At 71.6% G+C, this 25,754-nt stretch carries 20 protein-coding genes; 14 read left to right on the top strand and 6 right to left on the bottom strand.

The window, feature by feature from the left end; all coding sequences use genetic code 11:
- The first annotated feature begins 94 nt into the window (after positions 1-94).
- The 5 genes from ACFYWQ_RS16320 (at position 95) to ACFYWQ_RS16300 (ending at position 6,124) form a co-directional block, all read left to right on the top strand.
- Positions 95-796: a GntR family transcriptional regulator gene (locus ACFYWQ_RS16320; RefSeq protein ID WP_389516909.1), complete on the top strand. Its 702-nt coding sequence runs from the start codon at positions 95-97 to the stop codon at positions 794-796.
- Between the two features lie 125 nt (positions 797-921).
- A complete protein-coding gene (locus ACFYWQ_RS16315; RefSeq protein ID WP_389516907.1) occupies positions 922-2,514 on the top strand; it encodes a carboxylesterase/lipase family protein in 1,593 nt (530 codons plus the stop codon).
- 13 nt (positions 2,515-2,527) lie between these two features.
- Entirely contained in the window at positions 2,528-3,622 is a 1,095-nt protein-coding gene (locus tag ACFYWQ_RS16310; protein WP_389516905.1) for an ABC transporter substrate-binding protein, read from the top strand.
- A gap of 43 nt (positions 3,623-3,665) precedes the next feature.
- Complete coding sequence (locus ACFYWQ_RS16305) at positions 3,666-4,529, top strand: ABC transporter permease (RefSeq protein ID WP_389516903.1); 864 nt, start codon at positions 3,666-3,668, stop codon at positions 4,527-4,529.
- Positions 4,530-4,849: 320 nt separating this feature from the next.
- Positions 4,850-6,124 (top strand): MFS transporter, encoded by a 1,275-nt coding sequence (locus ACFYWQ_RS16300; RefSeq protein ID WP_389516901.1) that lies wholly within the window; start codon positions 4,850-4,852, stop codon positions 6,122-6,124.
- A 9-nt stretch (positions 6,125-6,133) separates the two neighbouring features.
- Here ACFYWQ_RS16300 and ACFYWQ_RS16295 read toward each other — a convergent pair whose 3' ends face one another.
- Positions 6,134-6,703 (bottom strand): PadR family transcriptional regulator, encoded by a 570-nt coding sequence (locus ACFYWQ_RS16295; protein WP_389516899.1) that lies wholly within the window; start codon positions 6,701-6,703, stop codon positions 6,134-6,136.
- Between the two features lie 90 nt (positions 6,704-6,793).
- On the opposite strand from ACFYWQ_RS16295, the gene ACFYWQ_RS16290 reads away from it, so the two are divergent.
- On the top strand, positions 6,794-8,257 hold the full coding sequence (locus ACFYWQ_RS16290) for an MDR family MFS transporter (protein WP_389516897.1): 1,464 nt from the start codon (positions 6,794-6,796) through the stop codon (positions 8,255-8,257).
- A 42-nt stretch (positions 8,258-8,299) separates the two neighbouring features.
- Here ACFYWQ_RS16290 and ACFYWQ_RS16285 read toward each other — a convergent pair whose 3' ends face one another.
- The 3 genes from ACFYWQ_RS16285 to ACFYWQ_RS16275 all read right to left on the bottom strand — a co-directional run bounded on the left by ACFYWQ_RS16285 (position 8,300) and on the right by ACFYWQ_RS16275 (position 12,695).
- Positions 8,300-9,697, bottom strand: a complete 1,398-nt coding sequence (locus ACFYWQ_RS16285) for a HupE/UreJ family protein (RefSeq protein ID WP_389516895.1) — start codon at positions 9,695-9,697, stop codon at positions 8,300-8,302.
- Positions 9,697-10,809, bottom strand: a complete 1,113-nt coding sequence (locus ACFYWQ_RS16280) for a DUF3500 domain-containing protein (RefSeq protein ID WP_389516893.1) — start codon at positions 10,807-10,809, stop codon at positions 9,697-9,699. The genes ACFYWQ_RS16285 and ACFYWQ_RS16280 overlap by 1 nt, the downstream gene beginning before the upstream one ends.
- A gap of 428 nt (positions 10,810-11,237) precedes the next feature.
- Positions 11,238-12,695: a hypothetical protein gene (locus tag ACFYWQ_RS16275; RefSeq protein WP_389516891.1), complete on the bottom strand. Its 1,458-nt coding sequence runs from the start codon at positions 12,693-12,695 to the stop codon at positions 11,238-11,240.
- Between the two features lie 395 nt (positions 12,696-13,090).
- Between ACFYWQ_RS16275 and ACFYWQ_RS16270 the strand changes: the two genes are divergently transcribed.
- Positions 13,091-14,488: a hypothetical protein gene (locus ACFYWQ_RS16270; protein ID WP_389516890.1), complete on the top strand. Its 1,398-nt coding sequence runs from the start codon at positions 13,091-13,093 to the stop codon at positions 14,486-14,488.
- A gap of 85 nt (positions 14,489-14,573) precedes the next feature.
- Here ACFYWQ_RS16270 and ACFYWQ_RS16265 read toward each other — a convergent pair whose 3' ends face one another.
- Positions 14,574-16,904 (bottom strand): FdhF/YdeP family oxidoreductase, encoded by a 2,331-nt coding sequence (locus tag ACFYWQ_RS16265; protein ID WP_389516888.1) that lies wholly within the window; start codon positions 16,902-16,904, stop codon positions 14,574-14,576.
- Between the two features lie 253 nt (positions 16,905-17,157).
- Here ACFYWQ_RS16265 and ACFYWQ_RS16260 point away from each other — a divergent pair, with 253 nt between their 5' ends.
- Positions 17,158-18,114: a LysR family transcriptional regulator gene (locus tag ACFYWQ_RS16260; RefSeq protein WP_389516886.1), complete on the top strand. Its 957-nt coding sequence runs from the start codon at positions 17,158-17,160 to the stop codon at positions 18,112-18,114.
- A gap of 181 nt (positions 18,115-18,295) precedes the next feature.
- Here the strand turns inward: ACFYWQ_RS16260 and ACFYWQ_RS16255 are convergent, their stop codons facing one another.
- Complete coding sequence (locus tag ACFYWQ_RS16255) at positions 18,296-19,228, bottom strand: LacI family DNA-binding transcriptional regulator (protein WP_389516884.1); 933 nt, start codon at positions 19,226-19,228, stop codon at positions 18,296-18,298.
- 421 nt (positions 19,229-19,649) lie between these two features.
- Here ACFYWQ_RS16255 and ACFYWQ_RS16250 point away from each other — a divergent pair, with 421 nt between their 5' ends.
- From ACFYWQ_RS16250 to ACFYWQ_RS16225, 6 genes are all read left to right on the top strand, one after another.
- Positions 19,650-20,633, top strand: coding sequence for an Lrp/AsnC family transcriptional regulator (locus tag ACFYWQ_RS16250; protein ID WP_389516882.1), 984 nt, complete (start codon positions 19,650-19,652; stop codon positions 20,631-20,633).
- A 183-nt stretch (positions 20,634-20,816) separates the two neighbouring features.
- On the top strand, positions 20,817-22,163 hold the full coding sequence (locus ACFYWQ_RS16245) for an aminomethyl transferase family protein (RefSeq protein ID WP_389516881.1): 1,347 nt from the start codon (positions 20,817-20,819) through the stop codon (positions 22,161-22,163).
- A 135-nt stretch (positions 22,164-22,298) separates the two neighbouring features.
- The gene (locus tag ACFYWQ_RS16240) at positions 22,299-23,171 is read left to right on the top strand and encodes a methylenetetrahydrofolate reductase (protein ID WP_389516879.1); all 873 of its coding nucleotides are present in this window, start codon (positions 22,299-22,301) and stop codon (positions 23,169-23,171) included.
- Entirely contained in the window at positions 23,168-24,076 is a 909-nt protein-coding gene (purU, locus tag ACFYWQ_RS16235) for a formyltetrahydrofolate deformylase (RefSeq protein ID WP_389516877.1), read from the top strand. Before ACFYWQ_RS16240 ends, purU begins: the two co-directional genes overlap by 4 nt.
- 328 nt (positions 24,077-24,404) lie before the next feature.
- Entirely contained in the window at positions 24,405-25,319 is a 915-nt protein-coding gene (locus ACFYWQ_RS16230; protein ID WP_389516876.1) for a bifunctional 5,10-methylenetetrahydrofolate dehydrogenase/5,10-methenyltetrahydrofolate cyclohydrolase, read from the top strand.
- Positions 25,316-25,681: a hypothetical protein gene (locus ACFYWQ_RS16225; RefSeq protein ID WP_389516875.1), complete on the top strand. Its 366-nt coding sequence runs from the start codon at positions 25,316-25,318 to the stop codon at positions 25,679-25,681. Before ACFYWQ_RS16230 ends, ACFYWQ_RS16225 begins: the two co-directional genes overlap by 4 nt.
- Positions 25,682-25,754 lie beyond the last annotated feature (73 nt).

Here is a 25,754-nt window from a genome sequence, read left to right as displayed (position 1 = left end):
CCGCGGCCGTCCTGCCGTCGTCGAGGCCCGGCCACGCGCCGGATCCCTCCCGTCGGCAGCCGTCCTCTCCGACCAGACCTACAGGGTGATCACGGTGGATTCCAACGGTTTCGACGACCACGCGGGCCGGACGCTGCTGACCCGGCAGAGCCAGGCCTACGACGGGCTGCGCTCGCTGCTGCTCTCGGGCAGCGTCGAACCGGGCACCCGGCTCACCGAGGCCGATCTGACCCGGATGTTCGGCGTCTCGCGCAGCACCATGCGGGCGGTCCTGGTCCGGCTGACCCAGGAGGGCTACGTCACCAGTGAGGTCAACCGGGGGGTGCGCACCCGCAGCTTCTCGGTCGAGGAGGCCGCGGACATCCTGGAGGCGCGCGAGACGCTGGAGTCCGCTCTGGCGGGCAAGGCCGCCGAGCGGGCCACCGAGGACGAGATCCGCGAGCTGCGCGACACGCTGGAGCTGATGGAGGACTGCACGTCCCGGGGGGACGCGACGGGTTACTCCCGGGGCAACCGGCGCTTCCACCAGCAGGTGAAGGAGGCCGCGCACCAGCAGACCCTGGCACGGGCCTACGACACCCTGCTGTACCCCCTGGTGATGCGCCAGTACCGCAACCTGTCCGCCCCGCACCCGCGCACCGGATCGCTGGAGGAGCACCAGGCCATCCTCCTGGCCATCGTCACCCGCAACCCCCCGGCCGCCGTCGCCGCCATGCTCCACCACGTCGCCTCCGCCCGCCGGGCGCTGCTGCTGCGGGCGCACCAGGAGCGCACCGCCTCGGCAGCGGACGGCTGAGGAAGCCCTCCGGCGCTCCGCGCTCCCGCGACGGACTGCCGCGCCTCCGGCCACCCCGGACACCCTCCGGGCCCACCAGCCGGGCCGACCGACGAGTCGTCCCGCACCCACCAGGAAGAGAGACCATGCACCAGCCGGTGAAGACCGAAGCGGGACTGGTCGGTGGCATACCGGGGCGGGACCGGTCGATCACCGTCTTCCGCGGCATCCCCTACGCGGCCCCACCGGTCGGCGACCTCCGCTGGCGGCCGCCCCAGCCCCCGGTGCCCTGGTCCGGGGTGCACGAGGCCGTCAGGTTCGGCCCCATGTGCCCGCAGGTGCCGGGGTCCGGGCCGGACGGCGACGGCCTGCCGATGAGCGAGGACTGCCTGCGCCTCAACGTCTGGACCGGGGCGACCCCCTCGGACGGACCGCCGCGCCCGGTGCTCGTGTGGATCCACGGCGGCGGCTTCCGGGTCGGCACGGGGGCCGACACCCGGTACGACGGTGAGACCCTGGCCCGCAAGGGCGTCGTGGTGGTCACCTTCAACTACCGTCTGGGCGCCTTCGGCTTCCTGGCGACACCCGAGCTCAGCGAGGAGTCCGGACACCGTGCCTCCGGCAACTACGGACTGCTCGACCAGATCGCGGTGCTGAAGTGGGTCCGGCGCAACATCGCGCACTTCGGCGGCGACCCCGGCCGGGTCACGATCGCCGGGCAGTCCGCCGGCGCCGGATCGGTGAACTTCCTGAGCATGTCGCCGCTGGCCAAGGGGCTCTTCCACCGGGCCGTCGCGCAGAGCCACGCCCGCCACTCACGCGACCCCGACCTGCGGTATCTGGGCACCTCCTACCGGACCCTGGCCGACGCCGAGGCCGCCGGCGCCCGCTACGCGGCGGGGCGTGGGGCGCGGACCCTCGACCATCTGAGGTCGCTGCCCTGGCAGCGGCTGGTGGAGGGGGACGCCTCCGCGGTCGACAGCGCCGTCGACACGGGCGGCCCGGCCAGACCGCCGCTGTTCCGTCCGGTCGTCGACGGCTGGGTGCTTCCGAGCGGCTACGAGGAGACGTACGACGGGGGATCGCAGAACGACGTCTGGTACCTGGCCGGGAACAACCTCGACGAGGGCGGGGCGGTGCCCGCCAGTGCCTTTGCGGAGTACCGGTCGCTCGGGAGGAGGTCATGGCGGCCGGGCGCGCCGCCGGTGCACCTGACGTGGAAGGACTACGTCGACGCCTCCCGGCTCAAGTTCGGGGCGATGGCCGACGAGTTCCTCCGGCTCTACCCCGCGACCACGGACGACGAAGCGGCGCACGCCCATTGCGCCGCGGTGCGCGACAACGCCAGGATCTCCACCTGGCTGTGGGCGAAGGACTGGACCGCACACGCGGCCCGACCGGTGTACACGTACTTCTGGACCTACGCCGCCCCGGCGGGACAGGGCGCCCGCCGCGCCTCGCACGGCTCCGAGATCGACTTCGTGTGGGGCAACCTCCAGCCCCGCCACGCCGAGTGGACCCACGAGGACCGCGACATCGCGGAGACGATGAGCGGCTACTGGGCCAACTTCGCGGCCACCGGCGACCCCAACGGACCGGGCCTGCCGCACTGGCCCGCGTGGTCGGCCGACACCCCGGCCGTCATGGAGGTCGGTGCCGGCTTCGGCCCGATCCCCCTGGCGGACCCGCCCCGGTTCGCCTTCTGGAAACGCTTCTTCCGTGCTCAGCACGCTTGGTGACAGGAGACCGCTCATGACGCACGACGACCTGACCGCCCCCGCGGCCCGCAGAGGGACCCGGCCGCGGCCCGGTGGGAGCCACCGGCCGCTCGCCCTCGCCTCGGCCGCGCTGCTCGCCCCGGCGCTGCTCACCGCCTGCGGCGGCGGCTCCGGCACCACCACGACCTCGGACGGACTCGTCCAGGTCACGGTCGGTGGCGGAGGCAGCATCTTCGACACCCCGCTCCAGGTGGCCGAAGCCAACGGCTACTTCCGCAAGCAGGGCCTGGAGGTGAAGTTCGTGACGCTGACCGCGGCCACCGGCCCCTCGGCGCTCCAGTCGGGGTCGGTGCAGTTCTTCGACAGCAGCCCCACCGGGTTCGTGTCCGCCCTCGCCAAGGGGCTCCCGCAGATCGCGGTCTCCGCCGACGGTCTGGGCAACCCGCTCGGACTCGTGGTCAGCAAGAAGTTCGCCGAGGCCCACAAGCTGACCGCGGAGTCTCCTGCCGAGCAGGTGGCCAAGGCGCTGGCGGGCTCCACCGGCGGCGCCAGCTCGGCCAACACCAAGGCCGAGGCCGGCATCTTCCTCGACAAGTACGGCGTCGATCCCGACAAGAAGGTGACGTGGGTGTCGCTGCCGAGTCCGGCCGCGGACAAGGCCGCCATCAACAGCGGCCAGATCGACTGGTTCGTCACCTCGGAGCCGATCCCGTTGCAGATCCAGAACGACGGGGACGGTGTCGTGGTCGCCGACCCGTTCAAGGTTCCGGAGTGGGCCGCCGAACAGGCCGGCTACGGACAGGTCGTGGTCACGCAGAAGAGCTACGCCACCGCCCACCCCGACGTCGTCGAGAAGTTCGTCACGGCGGTCCAGCAGGCGACGGCCTACATGGACACGCACCTCAAGGACAGCAACGACCAGACGGTGCTGAAGGCGGCGCAGAAGTCGCTCAAGGGCGTGCCGGACAGCGTCGTGCAAGCCAGCCTCCAGCAGGTCGACTGGCCCGCGAGCGGCGCGATGGACGCCGCCGGCTGGAAGAAGACCATGGCGTTCCTCGACAGCCTCGGAACGCTTCCCGCGAATGCCAAGGTCACCAGTGACAACTGGACGAACAAGTACCTGCCGTGAGACGGCCGGGCCCGCCACACCCGTGAACTGGAAGGAGCAGACAATGGCGACTGCTACCAGCAGTGCAGAAAGCAAGACCGAGGTGAAGGCGCCCCGGACGGCAAGCGCCGGGAACAACGAGTGGCGGGGCACCGCACTGGTGGTGGTCCTGCGCCTCGCGGTGATCGCCCTGACGCTCGTCCTCTGGCAGGTGATGAGCGGACCCGTCCTGCCGGAGTACGCCGTCAGCAAGCCGACCGACGTGTCGCACGCCCTGTGGACGCTGCTCGGCTCGTCGGCCGGATGGACGGACATCAGGACGACGGCCTTCGAGATCGTGGCCGGTTTCGGCATCGGTGTGGCCATCGGCACCGTGATGGGCCTGGTACTGGGCTCGGTGCCGCTCGCCGGCCGCGTGTTCGAGCCGCTGATCGCGGCCGTCAACGGCATCCCCAAGATCGCTCTCGCGCCGCTCTTCCTGCTGTTCTTCGGCATCGGCCCCATGTCGAAGATCACGATCGCGGCCGCGGGCGTGGCCTTCGTGGTCTTCTACAACGTCTACCTGGGCCTGCGGCTGAGGGAACGCGAACTCGTGGAGATCGTCCAGGTGATGGGCGGACGCCGGCACCATGTGCTCAGCTACGTGACGCTTCCCACGCTGGCCGCACCGTTCTTCGCGGCGCTCAAGACGGGCGGGCCGCTGGCGATCCTCGGTGTCATCGGCGGTGAGTTCATCGCCTCCACCGAGGGCATCGGCCACGAGCTCTTCACCGCGGCCACGAACCTCGACGCTCCGACCGAGTTCGCGGGCCTGATCATCCTGGTGGCGATGACGCTCATCCTCAACGGCATCCTCACCGGCCTGGACACGCTGGCCCTGAGGCGTCTCGGCCTGGGGGAGCGGCGGCCGAGGGGCAAGCGCAGCTGAACCGGGTGACGGTGTCCCGCGGCCGTGCCGGACCCGGGGGTCCAGCGGATTCCCGGTCCCGCGGTCGCCGGACGCGCCGTCGAAACCCGCACCCCGTCCACCTCACCTCCTGGGCCGGACCATCCCGGCCGGCCCCCGCCCGGTTCGAGACGAAGCCTCATGACGCACTCGCGGCCGACCGCCGCCCCTCCCTCCGCGCTCGCGGCAGCCGGCGGAACGACGCGTCCCCACCCGACGCACCGCCTCCCGCACCTCACACCGCCACAGCCGGTGCCAGAACCGCTGACCGGCCCCGCTCCCGCGGTGGGGCGGGTGCGCCGATGACCGCCCGCCGTCGCGGGCCGTTCCTCCCGGGACGGCCCGCGCCCCCGCGCGAAGGCACCGCCCGCCTCAGCGGCTTCGCGTCGCTCCGGATCAGGAACTACCGGCTGTACGCGCTCGGACAGACCACGTCCGTGGTCGGCAACTGGATGCAGAACATCGCCGTCGGCTGGCTGACCCTGCAACTGACGCACAGCGGGACGATGCTCGGCATCGTCACCGGTGCCCGGTACCTGCCCGTCCTGCTGCTCGGCGTCTGGGGCGGACTGGTGGTGGACCGTCATGACACCCGTACGCTGCTCACGGCCACTCAGGTCTGCTGCGCCGTCCAGGCCGCGGTGCTCACCGTCCTGAGCTGGGCCCACCTGATGACCCTGCCGCCGCTCATCCTGCTCATGCTGACGGCCGGCCTCACCAACGTCTTCGACAACCCCGCCCGGCAGAGCCTGATCAGCGAACTCGTCGACCGCGCGCACCTGGCCAACGCGATCGCCATCAACTCCACCTTCATCAACACCGCCAAACTCGTCGGACCGGGCCTCGCCGGCATGGTCATCGCCGCACTCGGGGTGACCCCCTGTTTCGCCCTGGACACCGTCTCGTTCCTGGCCGTCATCGTCAGCCTGCTCATGCTGCGGAGGGCGGACATGTATCCGGCGGAGCGCGAGGTACGCGCCAAAGGCCAGATCCGCGCCGCCTTCGCCTACGTCCGGCACACACCCGAGCTGCTGTATCCCATGGCCATGGTGTACGTGACCGGCATCCTCACCTGGGAGTTCCCCGTCAGCCTGCCGCTGCTGACCACATCGGCCTTCCACGTCGGCCCCACCGGCTACGGTGCCGCGATGGCCGTGATGAGCGCCGGCGCGGTCCTGGGAGGCTTCGCCGCGGTACGCCGCCGCCGGCTCAGCGCCCGCTCCCTGGCGCTGTCGGCGGTCATCTGGGGAGCACTGATCTGCGCCGCGGCCCTGGCACCGACACTGGCGGTGGCGCTGGTCGCGCTGGTGTTCGTCGGCGCGGCCTCCATCACGTTCAACTCCTCGGCCAAGACGCTGATGCAACTGGGGGCCGCACCGCAGATGCGGGGGCGGGTGCTGTCGCTCTGGTCGATCGGCTGGCTGGGCGGCACGGTCGTCGGCGCACCGGCCGTAGGAGCCGTCGGCGCGTCGTGGGGAGCGCGCGGCGCACTCCTCGTCGGCGGCCTCGCCGCCACCGGCATCGGCCTCGTCGTCCTGACGCTGACGGCGTTCGGCCGATCCGCCCACGGCCGTTGAGCCGGGCGCTCAGCCCTCGTCGCCGGGAGCCGGCTGCGACCCCGTGTCGGCGCCGGCCGCCGCGATCGCCTCGATCCGGTCGGCCGTGGCGGCCGCCCAGTCGCGGATCGCCGCCATCTGGCGTACGCCGAGGTCGAGGGCGTACCAGCCGTTGCGCCGTTCCTCGTGCGGCTCGGGCAGCGTTCCGCGGATGTCCTCCAGCTCGCGCACCTGTCCGGCGTACAAAGCGGATTCCCGGCGCAGCAACCGTACGGCGGTGGGGGAATCGAGCAGCGGGAGGAGGAACATGCGCAGGTTCGACTCGCTCCTGATCCGTTGCCGGGGTTCGGTGCCGGTCAGCCAGTCCTCCAGGCCGGCTCGTCCGGCCTCGGTGAGCTCGTAGATCTTGCGCCCACGGGGTCCGTCGTCGGTGACCGTCGCCAGCCGGTCGTCGACCAGCTTGGACAGCTCCGGGTAGATCTGGCTCTGCCGGGCGGACCAGACGTGGCTGAGTGAACCGTCGAACCGCTTGGCGAGGTCGTAGCCGCTGGACGGCCCACCGGCCGCCAGCATTCCGAGCAAGGCAACTCTCAGCGACATGACCGCAGACTACCTCACCCTTGACGTGTCAGAACTGACCTGTCAGCCTCGACGGGTCAAGGTCACGTCGTGTCTCCCGGGGAGCCAGAGTTGTCCGCCGTCACCGATCCGAGCCCGGTCACCGCAGCCACCCGGCGGAGGCCCACGCTGTTGCTGATCGCCGTACTCGGCGGGATGCTCCTGGCCCTGCTCGACCAGACGATCGTCAGCACGGCACTGCCCCGCATCGCCGCCGACCTGCCCGGCACCGCGCCGTACGGCTGGGTGGTCACCGCGTACCTGCTGGGCATCACGGTGACCGGGCCCTTGTACGGCCGGCTGTCCGACCGGTACGGCCGCAAGCGGCTGCTGCTCATCGGGATCGGGATCTTCCTGCTCGGATCCGCACTGTGCGGCTGCGCCCGGACCATGGCACAGCTCATCGCCTGCCGAGGGGTGCAGGGCCTCGGCGCGGGTGCGCTCATGCCGCTGTCCCTCGCACTCGCCACCGAACTGTTCCCTCCCGGCCGACGGGGAAGGGTCCAGGGCGCACTCGGTGGGGTGATGGCGTTGAGCTACGTCGCGGGGCCCTTCGCCGGAGGGATGCTCACCGACCATGCGACCTGGCGCTGGATCTTCCTGGTGAACCTGCCGATCGGCGCCGCCGTCGTCGTCCTGATCGCGGCCCTGCTGCCCGGCCGGCCACCACCCGGGCAGCCCGTCCGCCCCGACTACCTCGGCATCCTCACCTTCACCACCGCCGTCTCGGCACTGCTGATCGGCTTGACGGAGAAGGGCGGCGCCGGTCGAACCCCCTGGACGGACCACCGGGTATGGGTTCCCCTGGCCCTCGCCGCCGTCATGACCGTGGTCTGCCTGCGCGTCGAATCCCGGGCCGCCGAGCCCCTGATCCCGCTGCACCTGTTCCGCAACCGCACCTACACCGTGATCAGCATCGCCTCGGCGGGCAGCGCCTTCGCGCTGTACAGCAGCGTCGTCTACCTGCCGCGCTACTTCCAGACCGCGCGTGACGCCGACGCCACCGCGTCAGGGCTGCGGATCTACCCGTTGTTCCTGGGGATCGTGGCCGGCAGCATGCTGGCCGGAGCGGTCATCGGCCGCACCGGGCGGTACCGGCTCGTCTTCCTCGGCGCGGGACTGCTCCTCGGTGCCGGGGCGTACCTGTTCACCCAGGTCACCACCGACACCGGCACCGGGGCGCTGGCGACCTGGATGCTCCTGCTGGGACTCGGACTGGGCCCGGCACTCTCCGGGCTCACCCTCGCCATCCAGGACGCGGTCCCGCCCGCCCATCTGGGCACCGCAACCGGCAACCTCGGATTCTTCCGGCAGGTCGGCGGCGCCCTCACCCTCGCCCTCGCCGACACCGTCTACGCCGGTGTCGCTCACCACGACCTCGCCCGGCACGGCGTTCGAGCGACGTCGGCGCTGGCCACCGCCGCCGTCGTACCCCGTCTCGCGGCGGTGGGCGCGGCAGCCCTCGTGCTGACCGCGGTCTTCATCCCGGCGCACAGGCCGCCGGCCCGTGGGCGAACGCCGGCTCCGTCCGGGTGAGCGGTCCGCGCCCGACCGCTCGTGCGCCCCGGCGGCGAACCGTCAGTCCAGCCGTGCCGCGGTGACCGCGGGTCCTGTTCCGGTCCTCCTTCCGGTGCCCTCGCCGCGACGGTGGACGGTGATCATCCGGAGGACGGCGAGCAGGGCGGTGATGGTGAGGACGACGAGCAGGTGGGACGTGTGCGTCCCGGCGCTGTCCGCGGCGCGGGCGACGGGGTTGGGCAGTCCGAGGCGGTCGAGCAGCCAGCCGAGGGCCAGGCCGGCGGTCAGCAGCGCGCAGGCGCCGCGGAGGGCGGCGTGGCTCCGCGACCGGGTGAGGCGGAGCAGGCTCGGAAGGGCGAGGAGGACGAGGAGGAGTTGCATGCATTCGATGCCGAGATTGAACCCCGTGAGGCTGAGGACCAATTGCGTGGTGGAAAGGTTCATCTCGGCGAGGGTGAGCGAGAAGGCCAGGCCGTGCCCGAGGCCGAAGACGCCGGCGATGACGGCCTCGTGCCCCGGGAAGAGCGGACGGACGGCGTGGACGGCGCCGACGAGAATGCTGAAGGCGATGAACGCCTCCACCGGCTGGGCCGGGATGTCGAGGCGGCAGACAGCGCTCACGGCCAGCGCGAGGGAATGCCCGCAGGTGAAGGCGAGGGTGGTGCGGGCGATACGGATGACGGCGGTCCGGGTGTCCACGAGCCCGCGCCAGCGGTTCCGGGCCGCCAGCAGGGGTGCGGGGAGCAGGAGGATGAGCAGGAACAGCAGGTGATCGGTGCCTTCGAGAATGTGCTGGGCGCCGAGCCGGAACATGGCGTAGGTTCCGCTCCAGGCACTGCCGCCGTCCAGGTCGACGGTGAGGGGGGCGACGGTCATGGACCGGGTGTCGGTGCGTATGGTGCCGACCTGGGCCGCCGTGTCCTCACCCTCCTCGGTCACTCGGCCGCCGGCCCAGTCCTGACGGACGGAGACCAGGACCGTGTGGGTGACGACCTGGTGGACGACGGCGTCGTAGTCCAGGACGAACCGCCGCGGGTCCGCGCCGGAGGGCGGGGTGAGCGTGGCCCCGACCGTCAGCTCGCGGTAGGGACCGGTGGAGGTCTGCTCCGTCCGGCCCAGTGCCATCGCCCCGAAGGTGACGGACCACGGCCTGCCCCGGCTGGTGGTGGGGTGGAGATGGGAGGCCAGATAGCGGCGGATCGCGGCGGTCCGCGCCGACAGCTGCTTCGCCGTCGTGGTGTCGTCCAGGGCGATACCGCTCGCCCGGGAGAAGTCGCCGACCGGGAGGTTCAGTTCGGCGGTGACCGACGCCTCGTGCACGTCGAGCAGGAGCACCGAGTGGGGCATGGGATGCGCGGCGGCCGGCGGCGCCGCGAAGAGCAGCGCCGCCAGTACCGTCACCGCGATCCCGACCGCCCGTCGCAGCGCTGAGGACAGCGAGATCGGCGGACGGTCCATCAGAAACTGAACTCCCCGCCGTAGTCACGGGTGTGGTCGCGGTACACGGTGTGGTAATGCACCTGGTTGCGGTAGATCACACCGTTCTGGCAGACGAACTCGATCCACACGCCCGGCCCGTCGATGCGCACGTAGTCGCCCTGGCTGCTCAGACCGGCGTTGCCGGAGTACGCGATGTAGGTCTGGTCGAGTTCCGACGCGTAGGTGGCCAGCAGCTCGGACGAGGTCGAGTCGTCGACGACCTTGACCCACGGGGTGATGGCCGCGAGGACCAGCTGCTTCTGGGCGCTGGAGAGCCCGCTGACCGGGAGGCCCACCTTGGTCGTCGGGAACTGTCCGTCCTTGCCCGGGCCGAGCAGCACGTCACCGAAGGACTGCGAGAGTTTGGCCTGGGTGAGCTGGCTGCTGCTCAGGCTGTTCAGCATGGTGAGCATGCCGTTGCGCTGTCCGCTCAGCGGTGCGTACGTGGTGCCGTTCGAGGTCCAGCTGCTCGGCTCCACCCCGACGAAGTACGGGCTGGCACCGGTGACCTCGCCGCCCTCGTAGGTGAGGTTCACCGCGAGGTGATGTCCGCCGAAGTGCAGCTGCCAGGTGCCGGTCTCGCTCGGCGTGCCGAGGAAGGCCAGGTAGTAGTTGCCGCTGCCGTAGCCGCCGGCGCTCTGGCCGAGGACGTCGTCGGCCGCCAGGACCTGCGAGATCTGGTCGTACCCGGTACCACTGGCGGTGCCCGCGGCCGCCTGGAGCACCGCCTTGGCGGCGGTCAGCTGCGCGGTGCTGAGCGAGCCGAGCTGGATGCCGACCCGGCAGGAGGAACCGCAGGGGAGGTTCGACCAGGCGGTGGCGTTCGCCTCCGTGAAGTCCAGGAGGACCTGCCCCTGCTGACTGGTGGACAGGGTGTCCAGGAACGCGTCGGCCGCGTCGACCACGTCCGAGACGGCCGCGGACGACACGGCCGTGGCCGCCGACGCGCTGGAGGAGGAGCCGCTCTGGCCGGTCGCCGCGTTCGCGTGGACGTAGCCCCCTCCGAGGAGGAGGGCCGCTCCCGCGGCCAAGGCGACGCCCGCCCGTGTCCAATTGCTCGGTAATATGCGGTTGTTGCTGTCTTCTGGCATCTACCCGGTCCCTTCGGGAGGAGGGCTCGCAGAACCCCCGGACACCGCATCCGCAGCGTGATTGTCATGCTCCGGACAATCAGGGCGGCGTGGGAGTCCTGCTGCCGTTGCGTGGACGGGCTGAAGTCGACCGGTTGGTGCTGTGGATGACATTGATGCGCGATCTGATTCTCCTGTGAATCCCTGATTCACCTGTGAGTCCCAGGGCGTCGACGCGGCAAGGGGCGCACGGGACCCGGGCGGCGGGGCGGACGGCGCCGAGCGCGTCGTGCGGCCGGGTCGTGGCCGTCATCCTGGAGCGCGCAGGGCACTGACGCCGGCACCCTGCCCGAGCAGCCCGGCGGAACCTGCTGCACCGGTCCCGGCACCGGCTCGCAGCCGGGCTGTTCGCCGGCGGTGGGGCCCGTCCCCTGACGCCCGGCAGCGGCCTACAGGGACTGGCGGAACACCCAGTCCCGTATCCCGGGGATGCCGTAGGCGTAACGCCACGTTCCCATGTGTTCGGAACCGGCGTTGCCACCGCTCCCGGCGACGGTGCCCTTCAGGAACGTGGTGTACTGCACCGGCGCCTTCTGGGCCTCGATCGCCCGGACGGCCGCGGCGAACTCGGCCGGGGTGGACCGGGCGTCCCAGCCGGCCGCCGTGGCCACCTCGGTGCCTTCCGCCTCGATGACCTGCATGATGGCGTTCTCGCCGGGGAACGCCTTGGTGTCCCCCTCGGAGACGTGGACCCACATCTTCTTCGTGGCGAGCGGAACGGCCTGCTCGGCCGGCCACTGGCCGGCGACGACGTACAGGGCCGCGAACACGTCGGTGTGGCGGATGCCGAAGCCCAGCGACATCATGGCCCCCATCGACTGACCGGTGGTGTAGCGGCGCTTCGGGTCGATGCTGTACGTCGAGGTCAGGTGTTCGACCAAGTGGACGGTGGCGTCGAACAGGGCGGTGGGCCGGTAGTCGTCCTCGACGACCACCGAGGGGTACTGCGGCGCCAGCACGAAGCACTCCCGCTTCGCCTGGTCCTCCTCGCTCGCCCAGCACACGGCGCCCAGACCCTGGACGAGCGGGCCGAGCACGGGCGCCCCGACGACGCTCGCATCATGCATGAACAGCACCAGCGGGTACCGCTTGCGCGGGTCGTAGTCGCGCGGGACGAAGAGGTTGTAGTCGAGGCTCTCGCCGGTCTCCGGGTCCTCGAAGGTGAGCTGGCGGAAGTCGTCCACGATCGGGTTGACGACCCGGTCGGTGCTCAGGACGGTGCCGTCGGCCTCGTAGCGGTGCCCGTCGGTGGTGGAGACGGTTCCGGTCTGGGTCAGGGTCGCCGACGGGGTGCGGATGGTCGGGCCGCTCTGCGCGGGGGCGCTCGCGGAAGCCGAGTCCGAAGCCGAGGCCGAAGCCGAAGCCGAAGCCGAGGCCGAAGCCGAAGCCGAAGCCGAAGCCGAGGCCGAAGCCGAAGCCGAAGCCGAGTCCGAGGCCGAGGCTGAGACAGAAGCCGAGGCGGAAGCGGTGGCGCCGGGCGAGGCGGAGGGCGCCCCGCCGCCCCCTCCGGTCGCCCACAGCGCCGCGTCGGCGTCGTCGGGGGACAGTTCGACGATGACGAAGCGGCCGTCCCGGCCGTGGTCGGCACGCTCCGCGGCACGGTTGGCGTACACGCCGGTGACCGTCCGGCCGTCGACCGCGAACGTGGACGTCGTCAGGTGACGGTCGGCGATGTCGCGGTCGTACTCGACCGCCACCGCCACGAACTTCTGGCCGTCCCCGTAGACCTGTGTGATCGCGGTGACACCGCGGACACGTCCGGGCCGCGGGTCGGCCCCGCCGTTCTCCTCGGCGGCCGCCGAGGCCTGGAAGGCGGCTCCGCCGGCGACCGCGAGTCCCGTCGCCACGGATCCCGCTATGAATGCACGCCTGCTCCTCAAGACCTGACTCCTCGTATGTCGGTGTTTCGTGATCGGCGGCGGAAGCAGTGAAAAGGCTGTGAAAATCAGCGCCGCCGAGTTTCCTGTGTATTTTGTTTTTCCTTTACCTCTTCGCCCGGAAGGAGGTCCGGCCCGCTTTAGGTCGCTCCCCATTCCCGCCGCGGTCAGAAGGGTCTGCGTGGGATCGTCGCGCGTCAACATGCGGCGGATGAAATCTCAGATTGCAGCCCGCGAATTGCTGCTGGATGGAAACGCTGTGATGCTTCCTCGGTGTTACGGCGCCCTGTCGGCCGTAAAGGAATAAATGGCCGGTGGAACGAAACTCCGCGCGAGCCGATCCGCTTTTCGATGGAGGATTTGAAATGTCCGAGCGACACGGGAACGAGTCCGGCGAGTCCGCGGAATCCGGCTCCTCGGGGGAGGTGAGCCGGCGGGTGTTCGTCGCGGCGACGGCCCTCGCCGCGGCGGCCGGCACGGTGGTGGGCGGGGCGTCCGCGGCCGGGGCCGCCCCCCGGTCGACGACCGGCCTGCGGGTGGGCGCGGGCAAGGCCGCCTTCACCCCGACCGCCTCGATCCTGCCGCTGGACCACTTCACCTCCGTCCACGACGACCTGTACGTCCGTGTGCTGCTGGTGGAGTCCGGCTCGCGCAGTTTCGCTCTGGCCGTGCTGGACCTGACGTCGATCAGCGCCGAGGCCGTCGCGCTCCTGCGCACGGCCGTCACCGCGGCCACCGGCATCCCGGCGGCGGACATCATGGTCACGGTGACCCACTGCTTCTCCGCCCCGCACGTCGCGGCCGCCAGTTCCTCGGCCGGCGCCGCCGCCTATGTGCGGAGCATCGCCGACGCGGCCGGGGCCGCGGTGGCCGACGCCGTCGAGAACCTCCAGGACGCGCAGGTCGGCTACGGCACCGGTGCCGCCGACGTCAACGTCAACCGCAACGTCGCCACCAAGGACGGCTACTGGCTGGGCGTGAACGAACAGGGCGTCTCCGACGACGGTGTGTACGTGGTCCGCTTCAACGACCTCGACGGTGACCCGATCGCCGTCCTGACCAACTACAACGTCCAGTCCTGTGTCATGCAGGACTCCACCATGGCCGACGGCAGCCTGCCGATCACCGCCGACCTCGCCGGCGCCGCCGTCGCCCACGTGGAGGACCAGTACCCCGGCGCCATCGGGTTCTGGCTTGTGGGCGCCTGTGGCGACCAGTTCCCGGCGTACCGTTCGAAGCGCTACACGATCGACAAGGACAAGGGGTGGACCTACGGCGTCGACCTGCGGGACGCCGGTTTCGCCCTGCTGACCGCGCAGGGCGAACGCCTCGGCAACGAGATCGTGCGGGTGGCGCAGGCCATCACCCGTTACGAGAGCGGCAAGAACGTCTCCGTGCGGCTGCTCACCGACACCGTCACCACCACCCAGATGACGACCGATCACCCCACCGGACCGGTCACGACCGCCACCTACACGCCCACCACCGACGTCGACGTCCCGATCTGGGTCTTCCAGGTAGGCAAGGGAGTCTTCGCCGGGGTGCAGCCGGAGTTGTCGACCAGCACCGCGAACGCCATCCGCGAGGCGTCGTCCTTCCCCAGCACGTTCGTCATGTCGATGTTCGAGGGCGGAGCCAAGAACATGCCCGACCGCTGGAACTTCGACCATCACACCTACGAGGCCCGCGACGGCTTCTACGTCGAGGGCACCGCCGAGAAGGTCGCCGCCCGCATCGAACGCCTGATCAAGTCCCTGGGCTGACCCGCGCTCGCCTCGACGCGGGGGCCGCTGCCGACGGGCGTGCCGCCTGGTCGGCGGTGGCGCCCGCGTCGAGGAGGCGGTCCGGTCAGCGGGCCGCTGCCGCCCCGCCGGACCCCGCGGCCGCCCGGTGGTCCGGGGCGGGTTCCAGCCGCACCACGACCGCCTTGGAGGTCGGGGTGTTGCTGATGTCGGCGACGCTGTCGAGGGGGACCAGGACGTTCGTCTCCGGGTAGTAGGCGGCGGCGGAACCCTCCGGCGTCGGGTAGGCGATCACCCGGAAGGCGGGGGCCCGGCGTTCCCCGCCGTCCTCCCAGACGCTCACCAGGTCGACCAGGTCCCGGTCGGCCAGCCCCAGCCGGGCGATGTCGGCGGCGTTGACCAGGACCACGCGCCGGCCGCCGGTGATGCCGCGGTAGCGGTCGTCCATGGCGTAGGGGACGGTGTTCCACTGGTCGTGGGAGCGCAGTGTCTGCAGGATGAGGTGCCCCTCGGGCGCCCGCAGCGCGGTGAAGTCGTTGCGGGTGAAGACGGCCTTGCCGCTGGGCGTGCGGAACTCCCTGCGGTTGACCGGGTTGGGCAGGCGGAAACCGCCGGGGCGGCGGACGCGTGTGTTGTAGTCCTCGAAGCCGGGCACGACGCGGGCGATCCGGTCGCGGACGGTGTCGTAGTCGGCCTCGAACTCCTCCCACGGGATGCCGGGCTCGTCCCCGAGGGTCAGCCGGGCGAGGCGGCTGATGATGGACACCTCGCTCAGCAGGTGCGGTGAGGCCGGGGCGAGCCGCCCACGGGTGGCGTGCACCTCGCTCATCGAGTCCTCGACCGTCATGAACTGCTCCCCGCCCGCCTGGACGTCGCGGTCGCTGCGGCCCAGGGTCGGGAGGATGAGCGCCGTCCGGCCGCACACGGCGTGGGAGCGGTTGAGCTTGGTGGAGATGTGCGCGGTCAGCCGGCAGCCGCGCATCGCCCGTTCGGTGACCTCGCTGTCGGGGGTGGCGCGGACGAAGTTGCCCGCGACGCCGAGGAAGACCTTGGCGCGGCCGTCGCGCATGGCGCGGATCGCGTCCACCGCGTCCAGGCCGTGGGCCGCCGGGGGAGTGAAGGAGAACTCCTCGCCGAGGGCGTCGAGGAAGGACCGGGGCATGCGTTCCCAGATGCCCATGGTGCGGTCGCCCTGGACGTTGCTGTGTCCGCGGACCGGGCAGACACCGGCGCCGGGCCGGCCGATGTTGCCGCGCAGCAGCAGGAAGTCGACGACCTCGCGGATCGTGGGCACGCCGTGCTTGTGCTGGGTGAGGCCCATCGCCCAGCACACGATGACGCTGTCGGCGGCGAGGACGCGCCGGTGCACCTGCTCGATCTCCTCGCGGGTCAGCCCGGTGGCCTCGATCACCTCGGCCCAGCCGATGGTGCGGGCGTGGGCGGCGAAGTCCTCGAAGCCGGTGGTGTGGGCGTCGATGAACTCCCGGTCCAGCACGGTCCCCGGGGCGGCGTCCTCCGCCTCCAGCAGCAGCCGGTTCAGGGCCTGGAACAGGGCGAGGTCGCCGCCCGGCCGGATCTGAAGGAACTGGTCGGCGACGGCCGTCCCCCGGCCCACGATGCCGCGGGGCTTCTGCGGATGCTTGAACCGCAGCAGCCCGGCCTCCGGCAGCGGGTTGACGGCGACGACCTGTCCGCCCCGCCGCTTGGTCTCCTCCAGCGCGGACAGCATGCGCGGGTGGTTGGTGCCGGGGTTCTGCCCGACCACGAACACCAGGTCGGCGTCGTAGAGGTCGTCCAGGCCGACGCTTCCCTTGCCGATGCCCAGGGTCTCGTTCAGGGCCGACCCGCTCGACTCGTGGCAGAGGTTGGAGCAGTCCGGCAGGTTGTTGGTGCCGAAGGCGCGGGCGAGGAGCTGGAGCAGGAAGGCCGGTTCGTTGGCGAGCCGTCCGGAGGTGTAGAAGAGGGCCTCGTCGGGATGGTCCAGGGCGCGCAGTTCGTCCGCCAGCAGGCCGAGCGCCTCGTCCCAGCCGATCGGCTCGTAGTGGTCGCTGCCGGGCCGCTTGACCATGGGCTCGGTCAGCCGGCCCTGCTGGTTCAGCCAGTAGTCCGACCTGTGGGCCAGTTCGGAGACCGGGTGCTCGCGGAAGAAGCCGGCGGTCACCCGGCGCGAGGTGGCCTCGTCGCTGATGTGCTTGGCGCCGTTCTCGCAGTACTCGTTGCGGTGGCGCTTGCCCGGAGCCGGCTCCGGCCAGGCACAGCCGGGGCAGTCGAAGCCCTTCGCCTGGTTGATGGAGAGCAGGGTCAGCGCCGTACGCCGTACCGAGGTCTGCCCCAGGGCGTACCCCAGGGCGTGCCCCACGGCGGGGACACCCGTGGCCCAGGTCTTCGGAGCCGACACCGACAGATCGTCCTCGTTCGGCTCTTCGATCGCCTTCATCGTCCCCTCGCCACCTCTTCGCCCCGTGACCGGGCCCTTCGGGACGGCACGGGTCACGAAGGGACGCTGTACGTCCGTCCCCTGACGCACCACCCTCCGGCCTTCCCGGCCCGCGGTCAAAGACCCGTCGCCGATCATCTGATAAGCGCGGCTTATCCACCGGAGGGCGGCCGTCCCAGGAGAGGCGGGGCGGGCCGGTGGGCGGGCCGGGCCCGGCGAGCGGGGGCGCACCGTGGAGCGGACACAATGGGGCGTGCTGCTTCGCCAACTGGAATACCTCGTCGCCCTCTCCCGCACACGCCACTTCGCCAGGGCCGCCGAGGAGTGCTACGTCTCGCAGCCGGCGCTGTCGGGCGCGATCCGCAAGCTGGAGGAGGAACTGCGGGTGCCGCTGGTGCGCCGCAGCCGCAAGTACGAGGGGCTCACCCCGGAGGGCGAGCGGATCGTGCTGTGGGCCCGGCGCATCCTCGCCGACCGGGAGGCGATGGAGGAGGAGGTCCGCGCCCTGCGCAGCGGCATGACCGGCCAACTGCGCCTCGGCTCGGTGCCCACGGCGTCGACCGCCCTCTCCCTGCTGACCCAGGCGTTCTGCGCCGGGAATCCGCTGGCCCGGGTGGAGGTCCACGCCGATCTCCAGACCGTCGACATCGCGGCGCGTCTGAAGGCCTACGAGCTGGACGCGGCCGTCACGTACCGGCCCGACGGGAGCGGTGCGGACGCGTTCACGTTCCGTCCCCTGTACGACGAGCGCTTCGTGCTGCTCACCCGGGCCGGAGCCGGTCCGGAACGGCGGGCGCACGCGACCTGGGAGGAGGCGGGCCGGCAGTCGTTGTGCCTGCTGCATCCCCGGATGTTCGGCCGCCGCATCCTGGACGCCGTCTTCGCCGAGGCGGGGGCCGTCATCCGGCCCCGGGTCGAGACCGACTCCGTCGCCTCACTGTTCGCGCACGTCAGGACGGGGCACTTCGCCAGCGTGGTGCCGCACGCCTGGCTGCATGTGTTCGGCGTTCCGGCGGGCATGCGTGCGCTGCCCCTGGTGGAACCGGTGCGCACCGAGCAGATGGGCCTGCTGGTCCTGCGGCGTGAACCCGCCTCGGTCGCGGCACGGGCCCTCATGGCGGCCGCCGACGGCATCGACATGGCAGCCGCTCTCGAACGGATTCCCGGGACCACGCCGGCGGGAGACGTCGAGGGGCCGGCACCGCACTGAACGTCGGTGCGCGCGGGCGGACGGCGACTACGGCGGCCACCGACCGCGCGCGGCGGCCAGGTGTGGCCGGTCGGGCATGGCGGCCAGGTGTGCCGCGGCCGGGCACGGCGGCCACGTGTGCCGCGCGGCCGGCCACGGGACGGGGGGCCCGTGCGCGAGCCGCGGCCTCGGCGCGCGGCGGTCAGACCGACCGCCGGACGACCACGCGCGCGGGCGGCGGGCGCAGGCCGCCGGTGTCCAGGCCCAGGGCGAGGCGGGCGCTGAGCCGTCCGTGGGCTTCCGCGTCGACGTTGACGGTGGTCAGCGAGGGGGTGACGTACGCACCGTAGCCGTTGTCGTCGAAGCCGATGACGGCCACCTCGTCCGGCACCCGGCGGTCCAGGTCGCGCAGGGCCATGAGCACGCGCAGGGCGACGTCGTCGTTGAAGCCGGCGATCGCCGTCACCTCGGGTGCGCCGGTGAGGAACGCCGCGACGGCTTCGGCGCAGGCGGCCCGGTCCAGGGGAGCGACGAACGAGCCCGGGGTGGCGACCCCCAGATTCCTCGCGGCCTGCCCGGTGAACTTCGAGCGGGCCGCGGCGAGCGGCGATGCGGTGTCGGGCAGGGCCACGGCGATGTGGGTGTGGCCGTGCTCCACCAGGTGCCGCAGTTGCAGCGCGGAGTGGGCGGCGAGGCCGTCGCGCCAGCCGCCGCCGAGGTCGTCGAGTTCGCGGCCGGTGAGGTAGGTCTCGCCGAAGCGGATGACGGCGCGGGGAGCGATGGCGTCGAGGACCTGCCGGGTGGACTGCGGCGTGTGGTGTCCGTGCCGGACGAGCAGGACGTGCTCATGGGCGGCCAGTTCCGCGTCGAGCCCCTGGACGTAGCTGCGGGAGTACGCGCCCTCCAGGCCCGCGTCGATGTTCAGGACGACGACGCGGGAGGTGCCCTCGCGCAGCGCCCGGGCGACCCCGTGCGGTACGTAGCCGAGGTCGCGGGCGGCCTGCTTGACCCGGTCCCGGGTGGCGGCGGAGATCGTCTGGCGGGGGTCGTCGTTGAGGACGAAGCTGACGGTGGCGCGGGAGACCCCGCTGGCCGCCGCCACGTCGTTCAGCGTGACTCTTCCGGAAGTGCCCATCACCCCTGCTTCGACGCGGTCCGTGCACCGTACGCCCCCTGGGACGGCGCACCGCCATTCTAGGGATCCGGGCGGAGGCGGAACTTGCGGCCCCGGAGAGCGTCGCCCATGTCGGATTCGGGCCGTGCGGGCCTTTCGGCTCGCCTCGTCCGCCGAGCGCACCGCATGGTTCCCAGGTCGTTCGAACGGCGGCGGTCCGAGTACGGACACGAAGGAGCCCGGAGTGAGTGCAGCAGCGGAGGAGACCGCGACGAGCCACGCGGCTCCGTGCGGGCCACGACGAGCCACGCGGCTCCGTGCGCGCCTGCGCCGCGGCAGGTGCGCACCGAGAATGTCAGGTGCGCATCCGAGAATGACAAGGGAGTGCCCCGGAAGGACAAGGGCGTACCCGAGAAGACAGGTGCGGATCCGAGAAGGGGCGATGAAGGCAGCACCCGTGTACCAGCCCGACGCACTCGATCTGTGCCTGCTCCAGGCGCTGCAACTGGACGGCCGGGCGCCCTTCAGCCGGATCGCCGAGGTCCTCGGCGTCTCCGACCAGACCGTCGCCCGCCGCTACCGGCGGCTGCGGAGCGAGGTACGGCTCAGGGTGCTCGGCATGGCCGACCACAGCAGGCTGGGGCGCACCGACTGGATCGTGCGTCTGCGCTGTACCCCCGACGCCGCCACGCCCCTGGCCGACGCCCTCGCACGCCGGCCCGACACCTCCTACATCGGGTTGATGTCCGGCGGCACCGAGGTGATGTGCGCGATGAAGCCGCGCAGCCGAGAGGACCGGGACGAGCTGCTCCTGGAGCGGCTCCCGCGCACCCGCAGGGTCACGTCGGTCGACGCCTACTGCGTCCTGCACCACTTCTACGGCGGTCCGCTCGGCTGGCTGAACAAGATCGACGCGTTGGAACCCGCGCAGGAGGCCGCGCTGCGCCCGGCCCCGCCCGAGACGGTGGCGCAGCCGGTCGTCCTGGACACCCTCGACGAGGCCCTGCTGGAACTGTTGCGTCACGACGGGCGGACGACGGCCCTCGACCTCGCGACGGCGACCGGCCGGACGGAGTCGGTGATCAAGCGGCGCCTGCACCGGCTGCGCGGGACGGGCGTGCTCTATTTCGACGTCGAGCACGACCACGAGCCGTTCGGCCACGGCACCGAGGCGGTGCTGTGGCTGAGGGTCGAACCGACGCGGCTGCGTTCCGTCGGGCAGGCCCTCGCCGGCCACCGCCAGGTGCGTTTCGCCGCGATGGTCAGCGGCCGGGCCAACGTGGTGGTCTCGGTGCTGTGCCGTACGACGGAGGAGCTGTTCGCCTACCTGGCCGACCAGGTCGGCTCCCTGGCGGGCGTCCGGGCCGCCGAAGCCGTTCCCACCCTCCGCGAGGTCAAGGCCCTCACCTACGATCCCCGCCGCTGACCCGGACCGGCCACGGCCTCGGCCGTGAGGAAGACGTGACGCGCATGTCGCCAGGGGGAGACACTCTCTGCTAGCTTGCGCTAGATCGTTCTAGTGGACGCTTCGCCGATCTTCTCGACGCTGAGCCGCGAACGGCCCGACCCGCATACTAAATCGATTTAGCCCCTCGGACGAAGGAGCCGCATGACCACCCCCAGCCTCCAGGACGGCATCGACAAGGCCGGCTCGCCCATCGACCTGCTGTGGCAGCCGGGCGCGGAACCGTGGACGCCCGAGGTCGTCGACCGGGAGTACGCCGGCTGGCGGAAGGAACAGGCGTCGTGGCACGAGGGCGTCGCGCTGCTGAACCTGTCGCACCACATGTTCGACCTGTGGATCGAGGGCCCGGACGCCACCCGGGTCCTGGCCGACCACGGCGCCAACAACTTCGAGAAGTTCGCGGTCGGGCAGGCCAAGCAGTACGTGCCGGTGACCCGCCACGGCCACATCGTCACCGACGGCATCCTCTCCCGGGAGGCCGAGAACGCCTATCTGCTCAGCGGCGTTCCGGCGTCCCAGCACTGGGTGCGGTACCACGCGGAGAAGGGCGGTTACGACGTCGCCTTCGCCACCGACCCGTCCTCCGCCTTCCGCCCCGGCGGCGGGGACCCGAAGCTCTTCCGCTACCAGATCCAGGGCCCGCTGGCGCTCGCACTGATCGAGGAGGTCTTCGGCGGCCCGGTACCGGAGACCAAGTTCTTCCACTCCACGCCGGTCACGCTCGACGGCCGCGCCTTCAAGGCACTGCGCCACGGCATGGCCGGTCAGGCCGGTTACGAGTTCATCGGCCCCTGGGAGCACGCCTCCTTCGTGCACGAGGCGTTCCTGACGGCGGGGGAGCCGTTCGGCCTGGTCCAGGTCGGCGCCCTGGCGTACGCGACGCCGAGCGTGGAGAGCGGCTGGATCCCCTCGCCGGTCCCCGGCATCTACACCGACCCCGAGCTGACGGAGTACCGCAGGTGGCTCCCGCTGTTCGGCATCGAGGGCAAGCGCCCGCTGAACGGCAGCTTCTTCTCGCCGGACATCGAGGACTACTACGTCTCCCCGTACGAGCTGGGCTACGGGAAGATGATCCACTTCGGTCACGACTTCCACGGCCGGGACGCCCTGCTCGAGGCCAGGAAGGACGACAGCCTGCGCAAGAAGGTGACCCTGGTCCTCGACCCCGACGACGTGCGCCGGGTGCTCGGCGGGGGAGCGGACCCCGGCTACGTGCTCAGCTACGCCCGCCACCGCGTGGAGACGTCCGCGGGACCGGTCGGCGTCACCATGCAGACCGCGTCGATCGACCCGGTCGGCAGCGTCCTGTCCCAGACCCTGATCGACCCCGCGCACGCCGCCCCCGGCACCGAGGTCACCGTGGTCTGGGGCGAGCACCCCGGCACCGGTACCGACCCCGACGCCGACCTCGGGTTCCCGCGCGTCCGCGCCACCGTGCAGCCCAGCCCGTTCGACCGGCACGCCCGCACCGAGTACCGCCGCGACGCCTGACGCGCACCGGCACCACGCGGTACGGCCGGTCCCGCGCCGCAGGCGGCCTGCCGGAACCCCGGCCCGCCCACCGGCCCACCCACCGGCCCGCCCACCGGGCCGGCCGCACCGCGCCCCGCCTCGACAAGGAGCACGATGAACCCCCTCAGCACGTCCTCCGCGGCGGTCAGCACCTCGCTGCTGGAGGACTTCTCCCTGGAGATGACCGGCAAGGACGTGCCCAAGCTGGAGGAGGCCGCCGGCCTCATCCCGCAGGGCACCCGCATCAACGTCACGTTCCTCGGCAACGAGGACCTGCGGATGCGGCTCGAGGCCGCGCGAGCGGTGAAGCGCCTCGGTTTCGTGCCGGTACCGCACATCTCCGCCCGCCGCCTCGGCTCCCGCGCCGACTTCGAACAGTTCCTCACCGGGCTCCGGACCGACGGGACCGGCGACGACGTCTTCGCCGTCGGCGGCGACCCCACCCGTCCCGAAGGGCCCTACGAGGACTCCCTCGCCCTGATCGAGTCGGGCCTGCTGCGGGAGTACGGTGTCCGGCACGTCGGCATCAGCGGCTATCCGGAAGGCCACCCGGCCATCGGCACGGACGCGTTGTGGTCCGCGCTGCGGGACAAGAACGCGGCACTGGCCGCCCAGCGGCTGGACGGGAGCGTCATCACGCAGTTCGGCTTCGACGTCGACCCCGTCCTCGCCTGGATCGAGAGGGTACGCGGCGAAGGCATCACGCTCCCGGTGCGCATCGGTGTCCCGGGACCGGCGGGAGTGCGGCGGCTGATGTCCTACGCCACCCGGTTCGGTGTCGGCACCAGCGCCTCCATCGCCAAGAAGTACGGCCTGTCGATCACCAACCTCATGGGCACCGCCGGACCGGACCGGTTCCTGCGCGCCCTGGCCGAGGGGTACGACCGGGTCCGGCACGGCGAAGTGAAGATCCACTTCTATACGTTCGGCGGTCTGAAGGCCACCTCCGAATGGATCGCGCAGTTCAGGAAGGAAGCTCTCGCATGACGGTCACCCAGGCCACACCGGCCGGCACGGCCAAGAAGCACCGGGGGACGGACCACCAGGCCGCGCTGCTCGTCCAGGGCGCCGACGCCACCGGCATCGTCGCGGCCGTGACCGCCGTCCTCAGCCGGCACGGTGCCAACATCGTCTCCCTCGACCAGTACTCGGACAATCCGCAGGGGGGCGCCTTCTTCCAGCGCACCGTCTTCGGTCTGGACGGCCTCCGGGCCGCCCTGCCGGCTCTCCGGGCCGACCTGGAGGAGGAGTTGGTGAGGAAGTACGGTCTCGCCTGCACACTGCGCGACCTGTCGGTGCCGAAGCGGATGGCGATCTTCGCCTCCAGGTCCGACCACTGCCTGCTCGACCTGCTCTGGCGCCACCGCCAGGGCCAGCTCCCGGTCGGCATCCCGATGGTGATCTCCAACCACCCGGACGTCGCCGAGGAGGTGCGCGGCTTCGGCATCCCGTTCTTCCACGTCCCGTCCATGGGCCCGGACAAGTCGGCCGCCGAGGCCGAGCACCTGCGGCTGCTGAAGGACAACGTCGACTTCGTCGTCCTCGCCCGCTACATGCAGATCCTCTCCGCCGACTTCATCGAGAAGGTCGGCGTGCCGATCATCAACATCCACCACTCCTTCCTGCCCGCCTTCATCGGCGCCGGCCCGTACGCCAAGGCCAAGGAGCGCGGCGTGAAGCTGGTCGGGGCCACCGCGCACTACGTCACCGAGGACCTCGACGAGGGCCCGATCATCGAGCAGGACGTCGTCCGCGTCACCCACGCCGACACCGCCGCCGACCTCACCCGGCGCGGCGCCGACGTCGAACGCGCCGTCCTCTCCCGCGCGGTGCTGTGGCACGCGGAGGACAGGGTCATCCGCAACGGCAACCACACCATCGTCTTCGCCTGAAGCGCCGATCCTCTACGGAACCGGCGGGAACCGTCCGGAAAGCCGTCCGGAAAACCGTCCGGAACATCGTCCGGGAATCTCCCCGGAACGGGGACAGGCGGTGCTGTCGCGCGCCGGATCACGGGCCATCGGGGCGGCGCGGGCGCGGCGGACCGGCGCGGACCTCACGCTCGGCTCGCTCCGGTGCTCACCGCCGCCCGGGTCCGCGGCGCCGTACGACCGCGCTCGCACACGACCGCGGTCCCCGCACACGGCCCCCGCACACGGTCCCCCCACGCGGTTCTGTCCACCGGGCGATTCGTTCACCAGCAGAAAGCGGTGCGCCACCATGACAACCACGATCGACGGTGTCCGGATCGCCCGGAGGATCCGGGCCCGGGTCGCCGAAGGGGTCGCCCGGGCCGCGGGCACCGGACACGTGCCCGGCCTGGCGACCGTCCTGGTCGGCGACGACCCGGCCAGCGCCGTCTACGTCGCCGCGAAACGCCGCGCCGTCCGCGAGGCGGGCATGCGCGACGTCCACCGCCACCTCTCCCGGCGGGCCGGCCACGAGGAGGTCGCCGCGGTCGTCGACGAACTGGCGGCCGACCCGGACGTCTCCGGCATCCTCCTCCAACTGCCCCTGCCCGAAGGGCTCGACGCGGCCGCGCTGATCGACCGGATCCCCGCGGCCAAGGACGTCGACGGACTGACCACGGCCAGCGCCGGGCGGCTGGCCCGCGGCGCGCGCGGACTGCGCCCCTGCACTCCCAGCGGCGTCGTCGAACTCCTCGACGCCGAGGGCATCGAACTGCGCGGCGCGCGCGTCGCCGTGGTCGGCTGGGGCGAACTCGTCGGCCGCCCCCTGACGCACCTGCTGCTGCGGCGCGGTGCGACGGTGTCGGTCGCCCACGAGTTCACCACCGACCTCCCCGCCGTCACCCGGCCCGCCGACATCGTCGTGTCCGCCACCGGGGTACGGGGTCTCATCGGCCCCGAGCACATCACGCCCGGCGCGACCGTCATCGATGTCGGCATCCACCGCACCGCCGACGGCCTGGCCGGCGACGTCCGCGCCGCCGAACTCGACGGCATCGCCGGCCGCATCACGCCCGTACCCGGCGGCGTGGGCCCGATGACCATCGCCATGCTGCTGGTCAACACGCTCCAGGCCGCGGAGTGGGCCGCCCATGACGCGTCGGGTACAGGGGGCCGGGGCACGGGGAATGCGGCACCGGGAACCCTTGTTGCAGAGCCTGTATGACATGCTCGAGTCAATCGACTCGGGTGGTGGCGGAAGGAGCGCTGACCTCCCCCCTGCGGAGAGCGGTGACCTCCCCTGCGGAGAGCGCCGACCCGCTACACGAAAAACGCCGCCCCCCGCCTTCGTCGCGCCACGTGGTGGACGAGGACGTCGACCCGTTCAACCTGCCCCGGGTGATGTGGGCGCTGTCCACCAAGTTGAACCCGGCCGGGGACCTGATCACGATCCTCAACCTCCCCGTCCTCGAACGGGCCCCCAGGCCCAGACCCCGGGCATCGTCGACAAGCTCAGCTCTTCGTCCGGAACGCGCCCGAGGTGCCGTCCGTCCCACCGCTGCTCGGCCGCGACTGACGATGCCGTGATGGACGATGGCGCGGCGGACGATGCCGTGGCGGGCGCCCGTGATGCGAAGGGATCGCACGTCCATGGCGTCAC

The sequence above is a fragment of the Streptomyces sp. NPDC003247 genome, from assembly GCF_042888135.1.
Lineage (GTDB): Bacteria > Actinomycetota > Actinomycetes > Streptomycetales > Streptomycetaceae > Streptomyces.
The sequence above is the reverse complement of the archived record's forward strand: the minus strand, read 5'-3'. Positions and strand labels throughout refer to the sequence as shown.